The sequence below is a fragment of the Thermaerobacter sp. FW80 genome (assembly GCF_004634385.1).
Lineage (GTDB): Bacteria > Bacillota > Sulfobacillia > Thermaerobacterales > Thermaerobacteraceae > Thermaerobacter > Thermaerobacter composti.
Genome location: NZ_CP037895.1, coordinates 1357807 through 1380829, shown reverse-complemented (window position 1 = coordinate 1380829; position 23023 = coordinate 1357807). Strand labels below are relative to the sequence as shown.

Sequence of the window (23023 nt, the reverse complement as noted above, 5' to 3'; positions counted from 1 at the left end):
CGGGCACCGGCGCGGCCGTCGGGGCGACGGGCCGGCGGCCGGCCCCGCGGGGCGGAGCGGGCGGCACCTGCATCGGCGGCAGCGGGCGCCGCCCGTGATACGCTAGGGGTGAGGAGGCCGGCCATGGAGAGCGACCTGCAGGTGACGGGCATCCACCACGTCACGATGATCGCCGGCGACCCCCAGGCCAACGCCGACTTCTACGCCGGCGTCCTGGGCATGCGCCTGGTGAAGCGGACCGTCAACTTCGACGATCCCGGCACGTACCACCTCTACTTCGGCGATGGGACCGGACGGCCGGGCACCCTGCTGACCTTCTTCCCGATCCCCAACGCCGCCCGCGGCCGCCACGGCGCGGGCCAGGTGACGGGGGTCGCCCTGGCCGTGCCGCCCGGCGCCCTAGCCTTCTGGCAGGATCGGCTGCACGGCTTCGGGGTGGCGTGCCGGCGCACGACGAGCCCCGTCGGGCAACCGGCCCTGGCCTTCACCGACCCCGACGGGCTGCCCCTGGCCCTGGTGGAAGATCCGTCGGCGGTGGCCTGGCCCGGGTGGGCCGACGGCCCTGTCCCGGGCGAGCACGCCATCCGGGCCGTGGCGGGCGTCACGCTGACGGTGCGCGAGGCGGAGCCCACCAGCCGGGTGCTGCGCGCCCTGGGCTACCGGCCCGCCGCCGCGGCCGCGGCGGCCACCGCCCAGGCCGGCCACGAAGCGGATCCCGCCGGGTCGGCCGGCCGGCGGACGGATCCGCCTGCGCCCCCCGCCGGCGGCCGCCCCCGCACCCTCTGGACGGTGGGGGAGGGCGGGGCCAGCCGATGGCTCGCGGTGATCGCCGACCCCGCGGCGCCCCGCGGCACCCTGGGTGCCGGCACGGTCCACCACGTCGCCTTCCGCACGCCGACCGACGAGCACCAGCGACGCTGGCGACGGCGCCTGGACCTGCTCGGCCTGGCGGTGACGCCGGTCCAGGACCGCCGCTACTTCCGGTCCATCTACTTCCGCGAGCCGGGCGGGGTGCTCTTCGAGATCGCCACGGACCCGCCGGGGTTCCTCGTGGACGAGGACCCCCGCACCCTGGGCACCGCCCTGCGCCTCCCGCCGTGGTACGAGCCGGCGCGCCCCAGCCTGGAGCGGTCGCTGCCGCCGCTGCGGCCGCCTTCCGACTTCGCGACCCTCGGCTTCATCCACCGCTTCGTGCCCGCGCCGGACGAACCGGCCGACGCCGCGTCCGACGGCCGCGGGTCGCGGCCCCCCGTCCTGCTCCTGCTCCACGGCACGGGCGGCGACGAGCACGACCTGCTGCCCCTCGGCCGCTACCTGGCGCCCCGGGCCGCGCTGCTGAGCCCGCGCGGCCGGGTGCTGGAGGACGGGATGCCCCGCTTCTTCCGCCGGTGGGCACCGGGGGTCCTGGACCGCGACGACCTGCTCGCCCGGGCGGAGCAGATGGCCGGCTTCGTGGCCGCGGCCGCACGACGGTACGGGTTCGACCCCCGCGGACTGGTGGCGGTGGGCTACTCCAACGGCGCCAACCTGGCCGCGGCCCTGCTCATGGCTCGCCCCGGCCTGCTCCAGGGGGCGGTGCTCCTCCGGCCCATGGACCTGCCCCTCGACGACCCGCCGCCGGGGGCGCTGGCGGGCACCCCGGTCTTCGTCGCCGCCGGGCGTCAGGATCCGGTGGTGCCGGCGGAACAGACCCGGTCCCTGGCCCAGCGGCTGGAGGCAGCGGGGGCGCGGGTCACCCTGCACTGGGCGCCGACCGGCCATGAGCTGGACCAGGGGGAGCTCGAGGCCGCGCGCCGGTGGCTCGAGGAGGTCGGACGGCGATGAGGGCGCCGCGCGCCGGCGGCGACAGCGGCCAGCCCGGCCCGTGGGACCGCGGCCACAGCGACGTCCCCGACCCGTGGGACGACCTGGTAGCCCTCTGCCGGCTGCCCCATCGCGGCACGGCCACCGCCGAGGAGGGCCGGGCCGCCCGGTGGCTGGCGGCTCGCCTGGCGGAGATGGGCTACCAGGTGGACGTCCAGCCCTTCACCGCGCCACGCCACACCCTCTATCTGGGCCCCGGGTTCATCGGCGTCGCTCTCGCCGCCCTGGGGATCGGGGGTGCCCGGTGGCAGGGCCCGGCCTGGGCCCTGGGCCTGCTGGCGGCGGCCGCAGCCCTGGTCCTCCTCCCCCTGTTGGGGGAGCTGGTGCTCTGGCCCAGGGGTTCGCGCCTGAGCCTCGCCCTGCTCGTGCCCCGGGGCGCCTCGCAGAATGTGGTGGCCCGCCTGCCCCGCAGGGGCGGTCCGGCAGCGGGGGCGGCCCGGGGTGCCGTCGGCGGCGGCGCACCCCACCCGGCGCCCCGCCCGGTGCGGGAGCCGGCCGCCCGGCCGCCAGCCGATGTTGCGGATCCCAGCGCCACCCGGCCCCCGGCCGCTGCTGCGGGACCCAACGTCACCCGGCCGCCGGCCGATGCTGCGGGAGCCGCGGCCGCCCGGCCCCCGGCCGATGCTGTGGAGCCCGGCGCCGCCCGGCCCCCGGCCGGACCGCCTTGGCCGCTGCACGTGGTGGTCACGGCCCACTACGACACCCAGTGGGGCAGCTGGCTCTTCGCGCCCCGCATCCTGCCCGGCCTCCAGGCGTTCTTCGTCGTCGGCTACGCCGCCTTCCTCGCCGTGCCGCTGCTCCTGGTGGCCCGTGCCGTGGGCCTCGCCGGCTCCACCCCCCTGGCGGTGGCCGCCGCGGCGTCGGCGGCCGTGGCCGCGTTCCTCCTGATCAGTTGGCTGGGAGGCCGCCCGGTCAACGGGGCCAACGACAACGGCTCGGGGGTCGCCGTCGCGCTGGCGCTGGCCCGGCGCTGGGCCCGGCAGCCGTTGCCCGGGATCGAGCTGCTCCTGGCCTTCACCGGGGCGGAGGAGACGGGCATGCGCGGCATGGCCGCGCTGCTGGAGCACCCCTGGTTCCCGCGGACCGCGCCCGGCGGCGTCGCCGTGGTCAACGTGGACAACGTGGGCGCCGGCCGCCTGCACTACCTGACCGCCGAGGGGATGCTGCTGCCCGTGCGCTACGATCCCTGGCTGGTCGCCCAGGCGCGGAGGCTGGCGGAGGAGCTGCCGGCGGGCCTGCTCACCCCGGGCCCACGGCCGCTGCTGCCCACCGACGCGCTGGTCGCGGCGGCCCGCGGGATCCCGGCCATCACCTTCCTCGCCACCGGGCCCGGCGGCCGCATCCCCCACTACCACTGGCACACCGACCGGCTGGAACACGTGGACCGCGGGCATCTGGCCGGCGTGGCCGACCTGCTGTGGCGGTATCTGGCGCAACTGGCCACGGCGGCGGATCGGGCCGCGGGCCGCCGCTGATCCCCTCCCGAACCGGGCGCACAACCCGTGTCAGCCCGCCGGCGAAACGGCCGGCGGGCATGCTACCCGTGTCGGCCCTTCGGCGAACCGGCCGGGCCGCGGCGACCGCGGATCCCCTCCGGGGGTGGGGGCGCCCGCGCCGGCGATCGCCTCCCGGCGCACAACGCGCGTTCGCTGGCGCTGTCCACGGCGGACCCAGGGCGAAGGGCCGCATCGCCGGGCCGACCCCGGAGCCCCGGCGCACGCGGCGCCAACCGGGGGCGCAGCCGCGCCCCGTCCCCGGGGCGATGCCGGAGGGTCCGCGACAGAATCGGTTCGTCATCCGAGTGCGGGTCCGCTGGAGATCGGGTATAAAGGAACGGTGGACGCGATCCCACGAGGAGGGAGCATGCGGGCATGAAGCGCGTACGTCGGTCCCTGCTGGTGCTGGTCGCGCTGATGCTGCTGGCGCTGCCCGTGCTGGCCGCTTGCGGCGGCGGTGGCGGCGAGGGCGGCGGCAACGGGGGCAACGGCGACCAGGCCGCCGGTGGGGGCAACAAGATCACGGTGACGGCCCAGAACATCCGCTTCGACAAGACGGAGATCAACCTGAAGAAGGGCCAGACCTACACCATCGAGCTGGTGAACAACGACTCGGTGCAGCACGACCTGGTGTCGGAGGAGCTGGGCCTGGAGATCGGCCTGACGGATCCGGGGAAGGGCAACTCGGTGGAGTTCACGCCGCAGCAGACCGGCGACTTCGAGTTCATCTGCACGGTGCCCGGCCACGCCGCGACCATGAATGGCACGATCCACGTCACGGAGTGACGGCCGTGGGCGCGGTCCCACCGCCTGACCTGCGGACGCGACGCGCGTGATGCGCGGATCATCACCCCGCAAGCTCGAGAGGCGGTCCGAGAGACCGCCTCCCCTTTTTGCGCCGACGGCACGCGCACGGCGCCGCATTGCGCCGACGCCCCGCCCCACTGCTCGCGACCCCTTCGCGCCTCCATCCTGGCATGTCCCGGCTGGCCGTTCCCACCGCGGAGGCGGGCGACCGCCCGGACCCGCGGGGACGGCGGGCCTGGGCCCCGGGGTGCGGCGGCGGCCCCCTGCCCGCGTACGTTATATTGTTGGCGGGATCCTGATGGCGTTGACGCGATGGGGTGGACGGCACCGGGGATGCCGTCGCCCGGACGGATCTGGCGGAGGACGGTCGGCAGCGGAAACGAGGTGACGCGGTTGCGGCCCACGCCCAGCATGGAGGACTACCTCGAGACGATCTACGAGCTCATCCGCAGCAAGGGGTACGCGCGGGTGAGCGACATCGCCCTGGCCTTGAACCTGCAGCCGTCGTCGGTGACGCGCATGGTGCAGCGGCTGGACGAGCAGAACTACGTGACCTACGAGCGCTACCGCGGGCTGGTGCTCACCGAGCGGGGCGAGGCCATCGGGCGCGCCATGCGCCAGCGCCATGAGACGCTGGCCACCTTCCTGCGGCTGCTGGGCGTCCGCGACGAGGCCGTGGTCCAGCAGGACGTGGAAGGCATCGAGCACCACGTCAGCCGCCAGACCCTCGAGCGCATCGAGCGGTTCGTCGCCTTCGCCCGCGCCAACCCCGCCTGGATGGACCAGCTGCACGCGGCGCTGCACTCCCCTGAGGAGGGGGAGGACCGTCGGTCGGCCGCGCCCGGCCACGGCCAGGCCGGGACGGGCCGCGCGACGGCCGGCGACGCCGACGGCGCCGCGACCCAGGGGGACGATCCGGCGGCGCCCCTGCGGGGCGGAGCCGCCTGAGGCCGGCCGGCCCCGCGAGGCCATCGCCGCCCCTCGGCGCGACCGCACCCGAGGCCGGGGCGGCGGGTTCTAGCCGCCCGCCTCGCAACGCACGTAATCCTTGAAGACGTATCCCGTCTCCCCACCCACCAGCTGGACCTCGGCCCAGAAGCCCTCGAAGGCCATGACGATGACGGGCGTCCCCCGTCCCACCTTGGTCAGGGCTTCCGACTTCCCGCTGGGGCGCTGGCGGACGTTGACGTCGTCGTGGGTGATCACGCCGAAGCAGTGGAAGCGCTCGGGTACCCGGTCTTCGAACAGCTCCAGGCTCTGGAGCTGGAAGCGCTGGTAGTTGTACATCATCTGGGCCAGCCGACGCTCCGTGTCGGTGACGGCGGCATCGACCAACTGCCGGTACCGTTCCAGCAGCGGCCGCTCCTGCTCCCGGAGCTCGGCCGCCAGCTCGGCGATGCGGGACACCGCTTCTCCCCCTTCCCCTGCCGGGTGATCGGAACCGGTATGACCCTATGCGCGGGCCCCGCCGGACATGCAGGCACAGGCAGACAGCGCCCGGGTCGGCCCGGGACGGGCGGGGCGGGGGCGGGAGCCCGATCGGGGCATTCCCGGCGGGAGGTGGAGGAGGCGGGGCGGGCGGCCTCAGCGGGCGGCGGAAGCCGGTCCTGACGGGAGCCGGTCCTGGAAAGGAGGAGAAGGAGGACGGCCATGCCCATGGCTGGGGCGGCTGGGCCGACGAGCCCCTTCGGCTTCCTCCCCGACCCCACCCCTCCCTACGGGGTGGTGGTCGCGGGCGGCGACCTGGACGAACCGGCCCTGGCCCGGGAGGTGGCGCGCCTCGCCCGCGACGCCAGCCTCTGCGTGGCTGCCGACGGCGGCCTGCGGCTCCTCCGGGCCGTCGGCCTGTGGCCCCACGTCCTGGTCGGCGACTTCGACACCCTGACCGCCGCGGAGGTGGAGGCGGCCCGGGCCGCAGGCGTCGAGGTGCAGACCTTCCCGGCGGCCAAGGACCTCACCGACGCCGAGATCGCCCTCGACGCGGCCCGTCGACGGCTGGGCGGGGCACCGCTCTACCTGGTGGGCGGGGTGGGGGATCGGGTCGACCACACCCTGGCGAACCTCTTGCTGACCGCTCGCTGGGGAACCGAGGGCCGCCGGCTGACCGTCTTGAGCGGCCCGGCCCACGTCCGACCGCTGGTGGCGCCGGGGGAGGTCCGCTTCCGGGGCGCCCCGGGCCAGACGGTCTCCCTGGTCCCCCTGACGCCGCGGATGACCGGCGTGGCGACCGAGGGACTGGCCTATCCGTTGGCCGATGCCACCCTGGCGTGGGGCACCGCCTACACGGTCAGCAACGCCCTGGTCGGCACGGAGGGCGCCTTCCGCGCCCGCACCGGGATCGGGCTGGTGGTGCTGCAGCGGCGCCCGTGACGCCGCCTCAGTCCATCACCGACAGCGGCACCATGCGCAGCGGCGCGTCACCGGCGTCCACGCGGTCGGGGTGCAGCCAGGCCGCGAGGCGCTCCAGGCCGTCGAGCGCCTGTGGACCGGCACCCAGCAGCTGATCCGGGGGAAGGTAGAGGGCGGTCGCCGCCGGCGGTCCCCCCGGTGGCACCATGGGGCGGAGCAGGGGCGTCACCACCCGCGTCGATGCCGGCCAGTGACTGCGGCGCCAGCGCTCCTCGCCAGCCAGCCACGCCCCGGGGCCGGCGAGCCCGGTCCCTCGTCGCAGGAGGTGGACCCAGCCGCCGCGGGATCGCGCAGGGGTTGGGTCGCGCCCGTGACCGGACGCCGTCCGTCCGCCGGCGCGTTCGAGCAGCGTCGCCGGCGGGCTGCCCGGGCCCGCCCAGACGGGAGGACGATCCCACGCCAGGACCAGCACCGGCGGCCGCTGGGACGACGGCACGGTCGCCAACGCGGCCTCGATCCGCGCCAGCCGCCGGGCGTAGGTCGCAGCCAGCTCCTGGCCGCGGTCCCGCCGGTTGACCCAGCCGGCCAGCCGGAGGGCGGCCGCAGGGAGTCCCTCCACGTCCGTCCAGACCAGGGTCGCCGCCGGCCAGCCCCGGGCCCGCAGCCGCCGGGCCAACCCCGGCTGCCGGGTGACGGCGGGCAGCAGCACCAGATCGGCCGCACGCCGCCGTAGGTGCTGCTCCTCCATCCCCGCCGGCAGCTCCGTCACCGCCCCCTCCCCCAGCAGCGCCCGGGCCAGGTCGCACAAGTCCTGGCCGCTACAGGCGATGCGCCGGGGTGGCGCCGGCAGGCGGACCCGCTGGCCGAGGTCGTCACGGAACGCCCAGCCCGCCGGGTCGCGGGCGGAGCCGGCCGACGGGAGGGGCCGTCCGCTCGAGACGACCCCCGCCCACAGGGCGGCCGCCAGCAGTCCGACGAGGGTGGCCACGACGGGCGCCCGCCGCAGCGGGCCGGCACGCCACGGCACCGGCATCGCCCCCGGTGCCCATGGCTATTCCGCCCGCGGGCGGGTATGCCCGGTCCTGGGGGGTGGGCGGCACCGCCGCAAGGAGGCGACCCGCAGCGGGGCGGCCGGCCGCAGGCAGCGCCCGTCCACCCGCCCCGTCGGGCTCGGGCTTGCTCCCGCCCGTCGAGGGGCGCGTCATCCCAGGCAGCGTTCGCCCGCCGCCCACGGCGGGCGCGCGTTTGCATCCCGCCCGTCGGGGGGCGGGCTCATCATCGCAGCCAGCGCCCGTCCGCCGCCCACGGCGGCTGTGGAGTACCCGCGGCGTCGTGCCGCGGCCGGCCGCCCCTTCGCCCCGGCGTCGGCGGCTAGCGTTCCATCCCCGGGGCGGGCAGGGCCGCCAGCCGCTCCTTCAGCCGCTGGATGCTGGCGATGGCCGACGGGTCCAGGCCCCGCAGCAAGGCCGCGTACACGGACACCGCGTCGCCGACGTAGGCCAGGCTGAGCAGCTGCGCCAAGCGCCCCTGTCCCCGCGACGCGACCGTCACCCACTCGGCCCGATCGCCGATCAGATCGGCGGTGATGTCCATCCGCGCCCGGTTCCGCGGGTGATCGGCCGCCGCCTGGAGCAGGACCACCAGCGGCCGGCGACCCCCTTCGGCCGCGCCTTCCCAGCCCATGACCTCGTTGTGGTCCAGCTCGGGGAAGGCATGGCTGTGGGCGAGGAGCTTGGCGTTCTCGTTGAGCTGGCACTGCCACCGGTAGGCGGCGGCCTGGCCGAGGCGGCCGGCCCCGTAGACGAACACGGGGCGGTCCAACAACGCCCGGGCCAGCGCCTGGACCGGCCCGCCGGGGCCGTTGGGCTCGACCTCCCGCGCCTGGCTGCGCAGGACGGCGATGGCCTCCTCCACCTGGGCGGACGGATCATCGAGGCCGGTCCACGCGCACGTCAGATACAGCACGGGCAGCATCAGGTACCCCAGCGCCGCCCGCGGCGCCAGCCCCCCGGGCACGACGACGCGCCGTACCGGAGCGCCGGCGGCCTCGTCGGCCGCCGCCCGCTCCAGGAGGGGCCCGCCGCTGGCGACGGCCACCACCGCCGCCCCTCGCCGGCGCGCCTCCGCGTAGGCGCTCAGCGTCTCCTCCGTCGCCCCGGAGTAGCTGACGGTGAACACCAGGTCGCGCGCGCCGACCCAGCCGGGAAGACCGTAGTCGCGGTGGACCACCACCGGCACCGTGGCCTGGGGCTCCACCACGGCCGCCACGAAGTCGCCGCCGATGGCGGAGCCGCCCAGTCCTGCGACGACCACGGCCCGGGGCGGCTCCGCCAGAAGTCGCGGCAGGTTGGCCGCCTCGCGGCCCAGGCGGTAGGCCTCTTCCAACTGGTGGGGGAAGGCGGCGACCACGCCCAGCATCCCCGCCGGGTCATGCCGGCGCAGCGTCGCCCCGTCGGCTGCCGCGCCGATGCCCTCGTCGTCCGCTCCGGGCGCCGGCAGCCCGCCGGCTCGCCCGTCCCGGATGTCCATCGCTGCCTTGGCCCTCCCTCGTTGGTGTCGACCCGCACCTCAGCGGGCGCCCGTTCCGAGTCTGCCACCCTCGCCGTGGGCGGCCGCCTCCGCGCCTCCTGCCCCGCCCAGGGGCGGCACCCTGTACACCGCGGCCACCGGCGGCGAAGGCCATCGGGCGGGCAGGGCGGTGAACACGCCGGCCCGCTCCAGGATCGCCGCGGCCGCCGCCAGGGGCTCCTCGCCATCCGGGAGGCCCGGCAGGCGCAGGCCCGCCGGCGGCACCACGAGCCGGTACGGCATGTAGAGGCGCAGGCGAGTCCCCTCCAGCGCGGGCCACAGCCCCAACCCGAAGAGCTCTCCCTCCACCTTCGCCGCGTCGGCCGCGAGGTCCTGGGAGCGGCACCATTCCAGCAGCGCCTCGAGGTCCACCGCCCTTCCCCGTCCCGACGCGACGGCGTCGGCCAGCACCGCCCACGCCGTCGCCGGGGAGGGGAGCCAGGCCGCCGGGACGTGCACCGGCTGCCAGGGCCAGAGGTGCCGGGCCGCCAGGTCCCAGAGGCGCTGGCGGGCCGTGCTGCTGCGCACCCGGGTGGGGCCGGTGCGGGCGGCCGGTTCGTCCCCGGTGGCAGCGCCGGCGTCCGGGGTCCCCCCAGCCGGAGCCGTCGTCGTGCCGGCACCCCCCTCCGCAGCCCCGGGCGGCTCGGCGCCGGGCGCCTCGCCCGCGGGTGCCGAGGCGGTCGTCCCGGCACCCGCAACCGGGAGGGCATCCCGTCCCGAGGCGGCGCCGTCGCCGGTCGCCGCCCCCTCGGCCGGCCCCGGGTCGGCCACGGCGTCGGCTCCAGCGGCGTCTGCCCGTCCGGCCAGCAGCGGCGCCAGCCACGGGTCGAACCAGCCGGTCACCAGCCACTGCCGCCGCAGGCGCAGGAGGAACGCGGGCCCCTCGGTCTCGCCCCGAGCCGCCGCGGCCCGGCGCACGCGCTCGGCCAACCAGCGCGTCGCCAGTTCGGCCGTCAGGATGGGCGTCCCGCCGCCCTGCCCCGCCGCCGGGAGCCCGCCCCCCGCACCGCCGTCCGGCTGGCCCTCCGCCAGGCGACGGAAGGCTTCGTGGAGCACCAGCGCGTGGGCGAAGCCGGGATCGGCCAGGGCCAGCGCCGTCAGCTGCGCCGCCTCGGTCCCGGCCCGCACCCACACGTCGTTGAGGGGCGTGGCCGTCCAGGTGTCATCCACGCCCGTCAGCCAGCCCATCGCCTCCAGGTAGGCGATGGTCGACCGGGCCTGGGATCGCTGCCGCCAGCGCCCCAGGTACGCCGTCAGCTGGGCCGTGTCGTAGACGTGGCCCGCCAGCAGTTCCGCCAGCAGGCCCCGCACTGCGGCCAGGTTGGTCGGCCGCGGGCCGAAGAGGGGGGCGCGGACGGTGCCGGCGGCGCGAGGATCGACGGCCAGCCAGGCCCCAAGGCCGAAGCGGTCGCGGCCGTATCGCACCACGGCCGGGTCTTCGTTCAGGACGCGGGCCACGGTGCGCCGCGGAAAGCGGTGCCGCCGCTGCACGGCTTCGACCACCTGGTCCAGCGTGACCGGCTCGCCGCAGGCGGCCAGCGCATCGCGGCAGAGCTGGGTCACGCCGTGCTCGGGCTGTCGCTGCCAATGGCTCAGGCCGTAGATCCCCCGGTCGAAGCGCCGGAAGGGCTCGCCTGAGGAGAGGATGGTCAACACGTGGGTCGGCGGCATCTTGCGCCCTTCCGGCAGGAGGTCGTTGACGAGCCGGGTCAGCTCGGTGTAGTGCAGCGGCCGGCCGTGACGCTCCAGGGCGCGAACCAGGTAGTCCCGCGCCCGGACCCGCCGCCCTCCCCGCCACGCGGCCAGCCCGTAGAGGCCCCCGGGATAGCGGATGAACGCCTCCTGCGTCGTGACCACCGCCTTGGCCATGGCCTCCGCATCGGCGGGCAGGTCGTCCATCCGCTCGGCCAGGTGGGCGGCCAGATCCGCCAGGCTGGCCGGCCGTCCCCGCTCCTCCAGGTATGCCTCCAGCACCCTGGCCGCCTCGGGCAGACGCTGGGCGATCTCCACCGTCGTCCACGTGGACCGGGCGGTGCGCCGGAGTCCGGGCACGACCTGCACCGTGAGGCTCACCAGGCGCACCGCCTGCTCGCCGGCCGCGGGCAGCGTCACCGCACCGCCCCGCCGCAGGGCCTCGACCAGCTCCGCCGTGCCCGCCGCCCCGCAGCGCGCGGCGGCCGCCCGCACCGCCGTCACCAGCGGCCGGAACCGCTCCAGCCGGGCGCGGGCCCGCAGCCGGCGCAGGGCACGCCCCTGCACGACGCTGACCCATTGCCGCGTGGTCTGCCAGCGGGCGGCGATGGCACTCAGGTCGTGGGGTTCGGCCCCCAGGAGGCCATAGCGCAGCACCAGGACCTCCCGCTCCCGGTCGGCCAGCGGCTCCACCAGCTCGCGCAGCCAGTCCTCCAGCGCCCGGGGACCCGCCTCCCCCCGGCTGCACTCCTCCCGGTACCGGCCCAGGGCCTCCAGGATCGCGGTCACCCCGCTCTCCCCCAGCCCCCGCAGGCGCCGCAGCCCCTCCTGGGAGAAGCCGGCCACGGCGCCAACGGTGTCCAGACCGGCGCGCTGCAAGGCGGTCGCCACCCGCCGCGGCAGCAGCAGGACGGCGAGGGGGGCCGGATCGTCCATCAGGTCCGGGGCCAGTGGATCCCCGGCACCCCCCGGGGGTGGCAGCGGACGGCCGGACTGCAGGGCGTCGAGGCGCTGGCAGATCTCGGCCAGGGAACGGGGGCCGAGGCCCCGGAGCCGGCGCAGCCCCGCCTCGCCCAGCTCCAGCAGCTGGCCGATGGTCTGGATGCCGGACCGACGCAGGGCCCGGTAGGCCCGCTGGCTGAGGCCCAGATCCTCGATGGACCGGCGGCGCGCCGCCTCCGGGAACCGCTCCGGGTCATAACGACCCACCCGGGCCAGGAGCTGCCGCTGATAGGCCGGGTCGGCCATCACCCGCGCCAGCTCCGTGGCCAGCGCCAGCAGCCCCCGGGTCCCCATCCCCCGGGCGGCCACCAGACGGGGGTCCGCCCGATCCGCCAGGTCCCCCACCGTCTCGTAGCCCCGCTGCTGCAGGGCCGCGCGGACGCGGGGCGGGATCTCGAGCAGGCTCAGCGGGATGGCGGCCAAGGAGGTGCAGACGGGGGGAGCGGCCATGCGCGCTCGGTCGGGACCGCCCCCCGCGGCGGAGCCGGCGTCGCGCCCCGCACCGCCGTCGGCGGAACGGGAGGTCGCCGCGTCCGCGGGCCGCGCCGCCACGCCGGCGCGGTTCGGGGACTCGGCCGCAGCGGCATCCGCGAGCTCTAGCGCGGGGATCGTCGGACCGCCGGCCTCGGGGGCCGCCCCAGGGCTCGCGGCCGCAGCCTCCGCAGCCGCCTCCGGCGACCCGCCGCCCCTCGCCGCGGGGGACGACGCCGGGGCCGATGCCTCGGGGGACCGTTCCATCCTCTCCCCTCCGCAATGGGTCCCGACCCGATGGCGCGGGAGGGAGGTGCCAACCCGGGTCGGTGCCTGGGTGGTCGGCCCGGTCGCACCCGAATTTCGACAAGAGTCTTGGCAGACTTGTCGAACGTTGGCGAAACCGGGCAGGATCGCGTCAATCAATCGCATTCGATTGTAAACCGTCTTTGACGTTTTCCACCAGGGTGATCCGCTCCACCGTGCGCCATGGCACACGCCGTCACACCGACGATGGCGGGTGACACCGCAGCCTCCCCCCATCGCGAACGCGGCACGTTCGCGTTACGTCACCGCAAAGGCGTGCGACACCGTCCCCGCCTCGACCGCCCCCGCTTCGCTCCTCCGCGCCGGGCGCCCGTCCGCCCTGGCTCCGGCCCGCGGGCATCGAAGGCACGCGGCAGGGGCCTCGGGCCCCTGCCGCGCTTCCAGGACCACCTTGGCCAACGGGCGCCGGCGGGCCGCTCCGCGACCGCGATCGCCGTCCACCCCCAGGGGTACCGCCAGTCGCGGGCCATCCCTGAGCGGGAGCCGCGGGCCGCCGGCCGGCTCTCCCTAACGGGCCGCGTACATCCGCCGCAGCTGCTCGGGCACCTCGGGATCGCGCAGGGTGGTGGTGTCGCCCAGCTCCCGACCCTCCACGATGTCCCGCAAGAGGCGCCGCATGATCTTGCCGCTGCGGGTCCTGGGCAGGTCGGGCACGAAGAGCACCCGGTCGGGGCGGGCGATGGGGCTGATCACCTTGGCCACGTGCTCCTTGAGCTCCGCCTCGAGCTCGGGGCTCCCCTGGCGGCCCGCCTCCAGGATCACGAACGCCACCGGCACCTGGCCCTTGAGCTCGTGGGGCGCGGCGATCACCGCCGCCTCGGCCACCGCGGGGTGGGAGACCAGGGCGCTCTCGATCTCCATCGTGCTGAGCCGGTGACCGGCGACGTTCATCACGTCGTCCACGCGGCCCAGGACCCAGAAGTAGCCGTCCTCGTCGACCTTGGCGCCGTCCCCCGGGTAGTAGATGTCGCGACCCCACTTGGACCAGTACGTGTTCACGTAGCGCTCCTCGTCGCCCCAGATGCCCCGCAGCATGGACGGCCACGGCCGCAGGATGGCCAGGTAGCCGCCGCCCTGCCCCGGCGGCACCGGGTTGCCCTGGTCGTCCAGCACCGCCGCCTTGATCCCCGGGAAGGGCCGGGTGGCGCTGCCGGGCTTGGTGACCGTCACGCCGGGCAGCGGCGTGATCATGATGGCGCCCGTCTCCGTCTGCCACCAGGTGTCCACGATGGGGCAGCGGCCACCGCCGATGTGCTCGTGATACCACATCCACGCCTCGGGGTTGATGGGCTCGCCCACGCTGCCCAGCAGGCGCAGGCTGGAGAGGTCGTGCCGCCGGGGGTACTCGGGGCCGTCGGCGGCGAAGGCGCGGATCGCTGTGGGCGCCGTGTAGAAGATGGTCACGCCGTACTTCTCGACGATCACCCAGGGCCGGTCCTTGTCCGGCCAATCGGGCGCCCCCTCGTACATCACCACTGTGGCGCCGTTGGCCAGCGGGCCGTACACGATGTAGGAGTGGCCGGTGATCCAGCCGATGTCGGCCATGCACCAGTAGACGTCGTCCTCGTGCAGGTCGAAGACCCACTTGGTGGTGGCGTACACGCCGGTCAGGTACCCGCCCGTGGTGTGGACGATGCCCTTGGGCCGGCCGGTGGTCCCGGAGGTGTACATCATGAAGAGCATGTCCTCGGCGTCCATGACCTCGGGCGGGCACAGCCGCTCGGCCTGGTCCATCAGCTCGTGCCACCAGCGGTCCCGGCCCGGGGTGAAGGGCACCTCGTCCCCCGTGCGGCGCACCACCACCACGGCCTCCACGTCCTGCTTGCCCGCCAGCAGCCGCAGGGCCTCGTCGGCCTGGGCCTTGAGGGGCACCACCTTACCCCGGCGGTAGTACCCGTCACACGTGACGAGGAACCGCGAGCCGGCGTCCTCCATGCGCGAGGCCAGGGCCTGCGGGCTGAAGCCGGCGAAGACCACCGAGTGCGGCGCGCCGATGCGGGCGCAGGCCAGCATGGCGATGGGCAGCTCCGGGATCATCGGCAGGTAGAGGGTCACCCGATCGCCCTTCTTCACCCCCAGGCTCTTCAGGACGTTGGCGAACTTGTTGACCTCCCGGTAGAGGTCGAAGTAGGTCAACGTGCGCGTGTCGCCCGGCTCGCCCTCCCAGATGATGGCCGCCTTGTTCCGCCGCGGCCCGCGGATGTGCCGATCGACGCAGTTGACGCTGGCATTCAGCTTGCCGCCCAGGAACCACTTGGCATGGGGCGGGTTCCACTCCAGCACCTTGTCCCACTTGCGGAACCACTCGAGCTCCTCCGCCCACCGCGCCCAGTACGCCTCGGGATCCCGCTCGGCCTCCTCGTACACCGACTCGTCCTTCACGTGGGCGCGGGCGCGGAAGGCCTCCGGCGGTGCGAACCGCCGCTCTTCCTTGAGCAAGGCGTCGATGGGCCGTCCACCGTCGGCCGCCATGATCTCCCCTCCCTCAACGGGCGTTGGACGTCCTCCTCCGACGGGCACCGCTTCGGCCGGCTCCTCGGACCGCGGCACCTGCGCCGGCCGGCAAGGGCCACCGCCGACTCCGGCCGGGACGAACCGGCGGGACGCACCGGCCCACCTGGCCCCCCCGAGGAATGCCCGCCGCCGGCCCCGCGGTCTGCGGGGAACGCCCGCCGCCGGCCCCCGACGCGTCGGCGCCGCATGCGCCGCTGCGCAGGGCGCCGGCGGGCCGCCCGGGCGCCATGCCTCCGCCGTGCGGGAAGCGCCCAGCTGCACCGCCCGACGACGGAATCCGCTCCCCATTGCTGTATTTAGAGCGGAACACGGCCAGATCCTGCGACGCCCATCCCTCGGTCCGGCGGCACCGCGGCCTGCTCGAGAACCCCAGCCCCACGACGCGCCCCGCACGGCGCGGCGAGGCGCAGCCTCCCACGCCGCCCCCACCGCAGGAGGGAAGGCACGACGACGGCCCCGCCGGCCGCCGCGCGGCACCGGCAGGGCCGCCATCCGTCGACGGTCAGTCCGCCGTGACCTCGCCGGGGTGGGTCTCCTGCCAGATGGAGATCACGTTGGTCTCCTTGAGGAAGAAGGTCCCCACCAGGAAGGTGATCAGCGCCACCGCGGTCGGGTACCAGACCCCCGCGTAGATGTTGCCCGTGCTGGCCACCACGCTTGCGGAGATGTAGGGCGTCAGCCCGCCGAACCACCCGTTCCCCAGGTGGTAGGGCAACGACAGGGCGGTATAGCGGATCTTCCCCGGGAAGGTCTCCACCAGGAAGGCCGCGATGGGTCCGTAGACCATGGTGACGTAGATGACCTGGATCCACACCAGGAACGTGAGCATCGCCGGGTTCGCCGCGTACTGGTGCATCAGCTGGTAGAGCGGGTAGTAGGTCAGGGCCGCGATCAGGTTGCCGGCCATCATGATGGGCTTGCGGCCGATGCGGTCGGACAGGTGGCCGAACACGATGAAGAAGGGCGTGCCCAGGGCCAGGGCGACGGCCACGATGGTGTTGGCGGTGACGAAGTCGACCTTGAGGGTGTTCTGCAAGTACACCAGGGAGTAGAACTGGCCGGTGTACCAGACCACGGCCTGGCCGGCCGTGGCGCCCAGCAGCGCCAGGAGCACCAGCTTCCAGTTGCGCAGCGTCTCCCGGATGGGGGCCTGGGAGGTCTTCCCCTGGGCCTTCAGCTGCTGGAACAGCGGCGACTCCTGGAGCCGGACGCGCATCCACGCCGACAGCACCAGCAGGACGGAGGAGAGCAGGAACGGGATGCGCCAGCCCCAGGCATTGAAGGCCTCGGGGCTCATGGACAGGCGCACGGCCAGGATCACGGCCAGGGACACGAAAAGCCCCAGCGTCGCCGTGGTCTGGATGAAGGAGGTGTAGAAGCCACGGCGGCCGTCGGGGGCGTGCTCGGCCACGTAGGTCGCCGCGCCGCCGTACTCGCCGCCCAGCGCCAGCCCCTGCAGCAGGCGCAGCACCAGCACGATGAGCGGCGCCAGGATGCCGATCTGCTCGTAGGTGGGGACCAGCCCGATGGCCGTGGTGGCGCCGCCCATGATCAGCAGGGTCATCAGGAAGGCATACTTCCGCCCGATCAGGTCCCCGAGGCGGCCGAACACCAGGGCGCCGAAGGGCCGCACCAGGAAGCCCGTGGCGAAGACGGCCAGGGTGTTGAGCAGACCGATCACTGCCGGCGGGCGCGCCCGCGGCCCACGCGGCGGACCACGAAGCCCACCGCCGCGTGCACGCCCACGGTCAGCGCCAGGCTCCCCGTGCCCCCGAGCACGTAGGCCGGGCTCGCATACGGCGCCAGCGTCTCGCGGGTGAAGGCCAAGGCCCCCTCCACGGACAGCGCCTGTCGCCATGCCGCGGGGAAGCCGGCCAGCATCCACTGCCCGCCCACCCCGTAGAGGTAGAGGGCCAGGCGCTCCAGGACCAGCGGGCAGACGGCGAAGGTCAGCGGGTAGACCCATCCGCGGCCCCCATCGGTCAACCCCGTATAGAGGCCCGCGACCAGGTAGGGCACCACCGCCAGGGCCACGGCCATCCTGGCCGCCCCGGCCGGACCGGCCCCGAAGAGGGTGCTCCCCTCCGCCGGAACAGCGCTGTACACCGCGGTGAAGGCGTAGGCCAGGGCCACCAGGAACCAGCCCAGCGGCGCCGGATCCGCCGGCGGCGGCAGCGGGCCACCGCTCGTCCCGCCGGCCCGGTGCCCGGCGGCGGTCCGCGGCGCCGGCTCCCCGCCCCCCTCTCGCGCCGCGGGTCGCCCGGCACCGCCGGCGGGCCCAGCCCCCTCGGGACCCCCAGCGGAGCCGGCCTCGCCCTGCCCCGGTCCGGCCGGGATCCGGCGCCGCCGGCGGGATCCACCGCGCCACGGCGGACGCCGGCGCCGCCCCGCCCCTGGGGCGGCGCCATCGCGGGCCCGCGACCCGCCGGACGGCGCTCCCGGCGGTGCGGCCCCCTCCGCCCACCGCGGACCCGGGCCGATCAGGAGCAGCTCCCCCTCCGGCCGGCCCGCTGCATCCCCGCCGGCGACCTCGCCCCCCGCGGACCCTCCTGGGCGGCCTCCTCCGCGTCCCGGCGGGTGTGGCGCCGCCGGCTGGTCCTGCCCCCGCTCCACCCGTCCCACCCCTTCCCGGACCCCTGGCCGGGCGACGGTGCCGCGGCCCCTGGGTTGGCCGCCCCCGGCGGCCGCTGGGCCCCTGGGTTGGCGGCCCGAAACGGCCCCTGGGCTCGCGGTCGCGCATCCCACATCGACTTCCCGCTGCGGCCCCGGCGTTCCTCCTGCCACCGCGGCGCGGGAATGCCGACCAGCGCGACAAGACCCAACCCGCCGCGGCATACATCGATGGCGGGATCGTCGATGGCGGGATCGCCGGGCAGGCGCGTCGCCCGCGGGGGGAGAGCGGTGCCGGGGAACGCCTCGCCAGGATCGGCCGCCGGGGGACGACTCGCCCTGCTGGTGGCGGCGGTGGCCCTGGTCCTGATCGCGTCGAGCCAGCGGGCCCAGACGCCGCCCCCCTCCCAGGGCCCGAGGGGGGCGCCGGTCATCGTCCTCGATCCGGGCCACGGCGGGATCGACGGCGGCACCCACCTGGACGGCCGCATCCTGGAGAAGCACCTGACCCTGGAGCTCGCGCGGGCGATGACGCCCCTCCTCGAGGCCTCGGGGTTCCGGACGGTGCTGACCCGCACCGGCGACTACGCCCTGGCCCCCGGTGACGACGACGCCAGCGTGCGCCGCGACCTGCAGGAACGCCTGCGCATCGCCCGCGACGCCCAGGCGGCCGCGCTGGTGAGCCTGCACGTCAACGCCGCCCGGGACCCGCGCTTGCGCGGCCCCATCGTGTTCTACCAGGTGGGGGACGAACCCAGCCGTCGCCTGGCCCGGGCCGTGCAGGCGCGGCTCAACGCCGCCTTCCCGCCGGCCGCCCGCAACGAAGCGCTGCCCGCGGACTTCTTCCTGCTCGCGCGGGCCGGGCGCCCGGCGATCCTGGTGGAGTTCGGGTTCCTGACCAACCCGGCGGACCGCGCCGTGCTCACGAGCCCGGAGGGCCGCCGGGCGCTGGCCGCCGCGGCCGTCGACGGCCTGGTCCGCGGCCTGGCGGAGCTGGGCATCCGCGGTCGTAGCACCCCCGGCGGCACCGGTCTGCCTCCGGCCCGGGCTCGCACCGCCCCGGGCGGCCCGGCACCGGGCCCCGCGCCCCGCCGGCCCCCTCCGGCGCCGCCGGACGGGCGGGCGCATGGTCGCCGATGCCGTCGGTGACACTGCGGGCGGAGGGATGAACCGTGACCACCCTGCCCCCGCAGTGCCCCGAACGCCCCTCTTGCCGCCCGGGACGCGGCCGCCGGGCCCGGAGGCGGCCGTCGGTCATCCGGCTCGTCGCCCTCGCCCTCGGCGCGGCCCTCTTCCTCGGCGCCTGCGCCGGCGGGCCCGCCGCCCGCCCCCCGGCCAAGCCGGGCGACGGCCAGCGCCCCAGCCCGCCGTCCAACCGGGCCGCCGGCATCGTCGGCAACGACCCGGTGGTGTACGGCTTCTACACCGAGCCCGAGCCGGAGGCCGGGCTGCCGGGCTCCTTCGCGACCATGGTCCGTCACGCCCGGGACCTGGACGTCGTCGTACCCTTCTGGTTCCGACTGGCGGAGTCCGGCGACGGCACCATCGAGGCCTACGGGGCGCCCCCGCCCCCGCGGCGCCGCCAGGTGATCGCCGACGCCCACCGGCGCGGGCTCAAGGTCGAGCTCATCCTCCACAACCTGCTCTACGGCTCGGGCGACCGCAGCGCCGCCACCGCACGCCGGTTCCTCCGCGATCCCCGGGCCCAGGACCGGGCCATCCGCGGCATGCTGGACCTGATGCGGCAGGAGGGCTACGACGGCGTCCACCTGGACCTGGAGACCGTGCCGCCCGAAGAGCGCCCCCGACTGACGGCCTTCGTGCGCAAGGTGCGGGAGGCGCTGCCGGAGGGGAAGCTGCTGAGCATCGCCGTCTTCCCCCGGGACCGGGACGACCCCACCGATCCCAACGCCGGCGCCTACGACTACGCCGCCCTCGGCCGCGCCGTGGACTTCTTCATCCTGATGACCTACTCCGAGCACCGCGCCGACACGCCGCCGGGCCCCCTGGCGTCCCTGGACTACGTCGACCGCATGGTCCGCTACGCCCTGCGCCACGTACCCCGAGAGAAGGTGATCGTGGGGCTGGGCGCCTTCGGGTTCGACTGGGGTGGGGACGGACTGCCCCGCTACCTCGACCACGCCCAGGCGGTGCGGCTCGCCCGCGAGCGCGGCGTCGAGGTGCGGTGGGACGACCGCGCCCGCGTGCCCTTCTTCACCTACACCGGCGACGACGGCTCGAGCCACGCGGTCTACTTCGAGAACGGCCGCAGCTGGGCGGAGAAGCTGGATCTGGTCCGCCGGCACCGGGTCCGGGGCGTCGCCATCTGGCGGCTGGGCATGGAAGACCCCGCCGGCTGGCGCGAGATCGCACGCCGCCTGAGTTGAGGCCGCCGGCCGCTCCCCGGGGCCCCGCCGCGTCCGGCGGCCGCCGCGACGGACCGGGGCTCACGCGTAGATCATCTTGACGGTCATGCCGCCGTCGACCACCAGGTTCTGGCCGGTGATGAACCCGGCTTCGGGCGAGACCAGGAAGGCGCAGGCTGCGGCCACGTCCTCGGGGCGGCCGACCCGGCCGACCGGGTGCTGGGCGTGGTCCGCCTCGGTCACGGGCTCGTGACCGGTGTCGATCCACCCCGGGCTGACGGCGTTGACGCGGATCCCGTAGCGTCCCAGGCTGATGGCCAGGGCATGGGTGAGCGCCAGCAGCCCGCCCTTGGCGGCGGCGTACGGCTCGCCGTCGGGCTCGGACATTAGCGCCCGCGTCGAGGCGATCTGGACGATGGCGCCCCGGCCGGCCCGCTTCATGTAGGGCACCGCATGGCGCGCGCAGAGATAGGCCCCGGTGAGGTCGACCGCCAGCACGCGGTGCCAGGTGGCCTCGGCCTCCGGGTGATCCAGGGGGACGAACCCGCCGATGCCCGCGTTGTTGATCAGGATGGTCGGCGGGCCGAGCTCCTCGGCCACCCGGGCCATGGCCCGGGCCACGGCCGGGCTGTCGGCCACGTCGGCCGCCAGCGCCACCGCCCGGCCTCCCTGCCGGCGGATGGCCGCCGTCGTCGCCTCGGCGGCCGCGGCGTCGACGTCCAGCACGCCGACGGCCGCTCCCTCCGCGGCCAGGCGCAGCGCCACCGCACAGCCGATGCCGCGGCCGGCGCCCGTCACCACGGCCACCTCGTCCTGGAGCCGCATGGAGGTCACCTCCTTGCTATGATGGGGGCGAGCGCCACCGGCGAGGTCCCTGCCCATGCCGGTGGGCCCCACCGCCGGCCGGACGGGTCAGCGCCCGGCCGGTTCGTCCGAGGAGCATCGCCCGTGCGCCTGGTCGAACAGTGGCGTCGCGCCCTGGAGCGGGCCCGTCGCGGCCAGCTGGCGGTGCTGCGCCAGCCCTGGCACCGTCCGGTGCCCGGCGGCCAGGTGGCGCCCTACCTGGTCAAGGTCCTCTGCGCCGACGAACGCCGGCTGGCCGCGTGGGGAACCCGCTTCGGCCTGCCGGCCCGGGGCATCTGCCGCCACGGTCGCATCCCGCACTACGACCTGTGGGGACCCCTGGCGGAACGGGCGTGGGCGGAGCTGGCGCCGGCGACCCTGGGGCACGGCGCGGCCCCCCTCCCGGTGGACCGGGAGCAGGGCGTCGTCCCGCGGCGCCCCTGTGCGCGAGGAGGCGTTCCGACCATGCCGTCCTCTCCCCGCTCGACCCCCGTCGTGGCCGTCCACCGCGGACCGTGGCACGCGGGCGACGTCGCCGCCCGCCTCGTGCGGGTCGGCTGGCCCGGTGCCGTCGCCCTCCACGGCCGCTGGCACCACGTCTTCGAGATCGCCCCCTTGCCGCCGGACCTGGCCCGCCGCCTGGCCCACGACGCGGCGGCGCGGACGGGCTTCGCCACCTGGCGGCCCTACGCCGGCGCGACGAGCCTGCTGGTGGCCGGTGCCGTCGCCGCGCTGTGGGAGCTGGCCGGTCGCTGGGTCCTGGCGGGGTCTCCGCCCAGCCGGCCCCTGCAGGCCGGTTCGTCCCGCCCGACGGGCGAGCTGCCGGCCGGGGGTGCCGGCGACGGCCGCGCCGACGGCCCGCCTCCGCCCTCCGGGGCGGAGGGAGCCGGTCGCGCCCTGGCGCGGGCTCTTCGTGCCCTGCCCTTCGCGTCGCCGGCGCCTCCCCCGGAAGGGCTCGCCGGGCCCACGGGCCGCCGCGACGGCGCCGGTTGGTCCGCGGCGGTGGCCGCCGCCCTGCGGGCGGCCGGCGAGGTGCCCCTGGCCCGCGTCCCGCGACGGGTCGACTTCCGCGGGCGCAGCTTGGTGTTCGGGCGGCGCACCCTGATCATGGGCGTGCTCAACGTCACCCCCGACTCCTTCTCCGACGGCGGCCGCTACGACGCGCCCGATCGGGCGGTGCGGCGCGCGCTGGAGATGGTGGCCGAGGGGGCCGACCTCATCGACGTGGGCGCCGAGAGCGCCAACATCGCCGCCTCCAAGCCGGAGCTCGAGGAGGAGCTGGCCCGGCTGATGCCCGTGGTCGAGCGCCTGGTGCGGGAGCTGGACGTGCCCATCTCCATCGACACCTACAAGGCGCCGGTGGCCGAGGCCGCCCTCCAGGCCGGCGCCCACATCATCAACGACATCAGCGGCCTGCACGCGGACCCCGAGCTGGCCGCCGTCTGCGCGCGGTACGGGGCAGGGGTCGTCGTCATGCACCTGCAGGGACACCCCCGCAACCTGGCGCGGCAGCCGCGGTACGACGACGTGGTGCTGGACATCGCCCGCTACCTGCAGGAGGGCGTGGACCGCGCCCTGGCGGCGGGGGTGCGACCCGAGGCCATCGTGGTCGACCCCGGCATCGGCGTGGGCAAGCGCACCCGCCACAACCTGGAGATCCTTGAGCACCTGGGCGCCTTCCGCAGCCTGGGCTACCCGGTGCTCCTGGGGGCCTCGCGGACGTCCGTGATCGGCAACGTCCTCGAGACGCCCGTCCACCAGCGGCTGGAGGGCACCCTGGCCACCACCGTCCTGGCGGTGGTCCACGGTGCCGACATGGTGCGGGTCCACGACGTGCGGGCCAACGCGCGGGCCGCGCGCATGGCCGACGCCCTAGTCCGCGGGTGGGACGAGCCGGCGGACGGCTGGCCCTTCGACGCCGTCACGGGGCGACAGCGCCGCCCCCTGCGGGAGCTGGGTCGCCTTCCCGTCCCGCCGGCGGCCGACCCGGACGCGGCCAACCCCCACGGGGCCGCCGGCCGTCAGACCCCGGCACCGCAGGCGGGGCCGGAACGTCCCCACGGATCCCCGTGAAGGCGGGGCCGCCTTGGCACCGCCGAGGGCGGCGGCGGCCGC

General features: G+C 76.0%; 16 protein-coding genes. 8 read left to right on the top strand and 8 right to left on the bottom strand.

Going from position 1 to position 23023, the window contains the following annotated elements; all coding sequences use genetic code 11:
- Window positions 1-123: 123 nt before the first annotated feature.
- The 4 genes from E1B22_RS05895 to mntR all read left to right on the top strand — a co-directional run bounded on the left by E1B22_RS05895 (window position 124) and on the right by mntR (window position 5114).
- Window positions 124-1824 carry a VOC family protein gene (locus E1B22_RS05895; RefSeq protein ID WP_135224932.1) on the top strand — a complete coding sequence of 567 codons (1701 nt, stop codon included), beginning with the start codon at window positions 124-126 and terminating at the stop codon, window positions 1822-1824.
- Window positions 1821-3338 carry a M28 family metallopeptidase gene (locus E1B22_RS05890; RefSeq protein WP_135224931.1) on the top strand — a complete coding sequence of 506 codons (1518 nt, stop codon included), beginning with the start codon at window positions 1821-1823 and terminating at the stop codon, window positions 3336-3338. Before E1B22_RS05895 ends, E1B22_RS05890 begins: the two co-directional genes overlap by 4 nt.
- A 396-nt stretch (window positions 3339-3734) precedes the next feature.
- The gene (locus E1B22_RS05885) at window positions 3735-4145 is read left to right on the top strand and encodes a cupredoxin domain-containing protein (protein WP_135224930.1); all 411 of its coding nucleotides are present in this window, start codon (window positions 3735-3737) and stop codon (window positions 4143-4145) included.
- Window positions 4146-4559: 414 nt separating this feature from the next.
- Window positions 4560-5114: a transcriptional regulator MntR gene (gene mntR, locus E1B22_RS05880; protein WP_243123780.1), complete on the top strand. Its 555-nt coding sequence runs from the start codon at window positions 4560-4562 to the stop codon at window positions 5112-5114.
- 69 nt (window positions 5115-5183) lie between these two features.
- Here the strand turns inward: mntR and E1B22_RS05875 are convergent, their stop codons facing one another.
- Entirely contained in the window at window positions 5184-5573 is a 390-nt protein-coding gene (locus E1B22_RS05875) for an SH3 domain-containing protein (protein ID WP_135224929.1), read from the bottom strand.
- A gap of 243 nt (window positions 5574-5816) precedes the next feature.
- Here E1B22_RS05875 and E1B22_RS05870 point away from each other — a divergent pair, with 243 nt between their 5' ends.
- Window positions 5817-6536 (top strand): thiamine diphosphokinase, encoded by a 720-nt coding sequence (locus E1B22_RS05870; protein WP_135224928.1) that lies wholly within the window; start codon window positions 5817-5819, stop codon window positions 6534-6536.
- 7 nt (window positions 6537-6543) lie between these two features.
- Here E1B22_RS05870 and E1B22_RS05865 read toward each other — a convergent pair whose 3' ends face one another.
- From E1B22_RS05865 to E1B22_RS12870, 6 genes are all read right to left on the bottom strand, one after another.
- Window positions 6544-7548 carry an ABC transporter substrate-binding protein gene (locus E1B22_RS05865; RefSeq protein ID WP_135224927.1) on the bottom strand — a complete coding sequence of 335 codons (1005 nt, stop codon included), beginning with the start codon at window positions 7546-7548 and terminating at the stop codon, window positions 6544-6546.
- 338 nt (window positions 7549-7886) lie between these two features.
- A complete protein-coding gene (locus tag E1B22_RS05860; RefSeq protein ID WP_135224926.1) occupies window positions 7887-9044 on the bottom strand; it encodes a bifunctional phosphoglucose/phosphomannose isomerase in 1158 nt (385 codons plus the stop codon).
- Window positions 9045-9083: 39 nt separating this feature from the next.
- Complete coding sequence (locus E1B22_RS13860; RefSeq protein WP_305791217.1) at window positions 9084-12515, bottom strand: DNA-directed RNA polymerase subunit alpha C-terminal domain-containing protein; 3432 nt, start codon at window positions 12513-12515, stop codon at window positions 9084-9086.
- A 567-nt stretch (window positions 12516-13082) separates the two neighbouring features.
- Complete coding sequence (acs, locus tag E1B22_RS05850) at window positions 13083-15047, bottom strand: acetate--CoA ligase (protein ID WP_135224925.1); 1965 nt, start codon at window positions 15045-15047, stop codon at window positions 13083-13085.
- 544 nt (window positions 15048-15591) lie between these two features.
- The gene (locus E1B22_RS05845) at window positions 15592-16770 is read right to left on the bottom strand and encodes an MFS transporter (RefSeq protein WP_243123779.1); all 1179 of its coding nucleotides are present in this window, start codon (window positions 16768-16770) and stop codon (window positions 15592-15594) included.
- On the bottom strand, window positions 16767-17222 hold the full coding sequence (locus E1B22_RS12870; RefSeq protein ID WP_207669927.1) for a hypothetical protein: 456 nt from the start codon (window positions 17220-17222) through the stop codon (window positions 16767-16769). The genes E1B22_RS05845 and E1B22_RS12870 overlap by 4 nt, the downstream gene beginning before the upstream one ends.
- A 768-nt stretch (window positions 17223-17990) precedes the next feature.
- Between E1B22_RS12870 and E1B22_RS05835 the strand changes: the two genes are divergently transcribed.
- Window positions 17991-18848 carry an N-acetylmuramoyl-L-alanine amidase gene (locus tag E1B22_RS05835; RefSeq protein ID WP_305791216.1) on the top strand — a complete coding sequence of 286 codons (858 nt, stop codon included), beginning with the start codon at window positions 17991-17993 and terminating at the stop codon, window positions 18846-18848.
- A gap of 23 nt (window positions 18849-18871) precedes the next feature.
- Entirely contained in the window at window positions 18872-20086 is a 1215-nt protein-coding gene (locus tag E1B22_RS05830; protein WP_135224922.1) for a glycosyl hydrolase family 18 protein, read from the top strand.
- Window positions 20087-20146: 60 nt separating this feature from the next.
- On the opposite strand, the gene E1B22_RS05825 is transcribed toward E1B22_RS05830, so the two are convergent.
- On the bottom strand, window positions 20147-20890 hold the full coding sequence (locus E1B22_RS05825; RefSeq protein ID WP_135224921.1) for a glucose 1-dehydrogenase: 744 nt from the start codon (window positions 20888-20890) through the stop codon (window positions 20147-20149).
- A gap of 123 nt (window positions 20891-21013) precedes the next feature.
- Between E1B22_RS05825 and folP the strand changes: the two genes are divergently transcribed.
- Window positions 21014-22981, top strand: coding sequence for a dihydropteroate synthase (gene folP, locus E1B22_RS05820; RefSeq protein WP_135224920.1), 1968 nt, complete (start codon window positions 21014-21016; stop codon window positions 22979-22981).
- Window positions 22982-23023: the final 42 nt, after the last annotated feature.

Coding starts and splice junctions, on each gene's coding strand:
- E1B22_RS05895 (WP_135224932.1), top strand. CDS start 124: ATGGAGAGCGACCTGCAGGTGACGGGCATCCACCACGTCACGATGATC.
- E1B22_RS05890 (WP_135224931.1), top strand. CDS start 1,821: ATGAGGGCGCCGCGCGCCGGCGGCGACAGCGGCCAGCCCGGCCCGTGG.
- E1B22_RS05885 (WP_135224930.1), top strand. CDS start 3,735: ATGAAGCGCGTACGTCGGTCCCTGCTGGTGCTGGTCGCGCTGATGCTG.
- E1B22_RS05870 (WP_135224928.1), top strand. CDS start 5,817: ATGCCCATGGCTGGGGCGGCTGGGCCGACGAGCCCCTTCGGCTTCCTC.
- E1B22_RS05865 (WP_135224927.1), bottom strand. CDS start 7,548: ATGCCGGTGCCGTGGCGTGCCGGCCCGCTGCGGCGGGCGCCCGTCGTG.
- E1B22_RS05860 (WP_135224926.1), bottom strand. CDS start 9,044: ATGGACATCCGGGACGGGCGAGCCGGCGGGCTGCCGGCGCCCGGAGCG.
- E1B22_RS13860 (WP_305791217.1), bottom strand. CDS start 12,515: ATGGAACGGTCCCCCGAGGCATCGGCCCCGGCGTCGTCCCCCGCGGCG.
- acs (WP_135224925.1), bottom strand. CDS start 15,047: ATGGCGGCCGACGGTGGACGGCCCATCGACGCCTTGCTCAAGGAAGAG.
- E1B22_RS05825 (WP_135224921.1), bottom strand. CDS start 20,890: ATGCGGCTCCAGGACGAGGTGGCCGTGGTGACGGGCGCCGGCCGCGGC.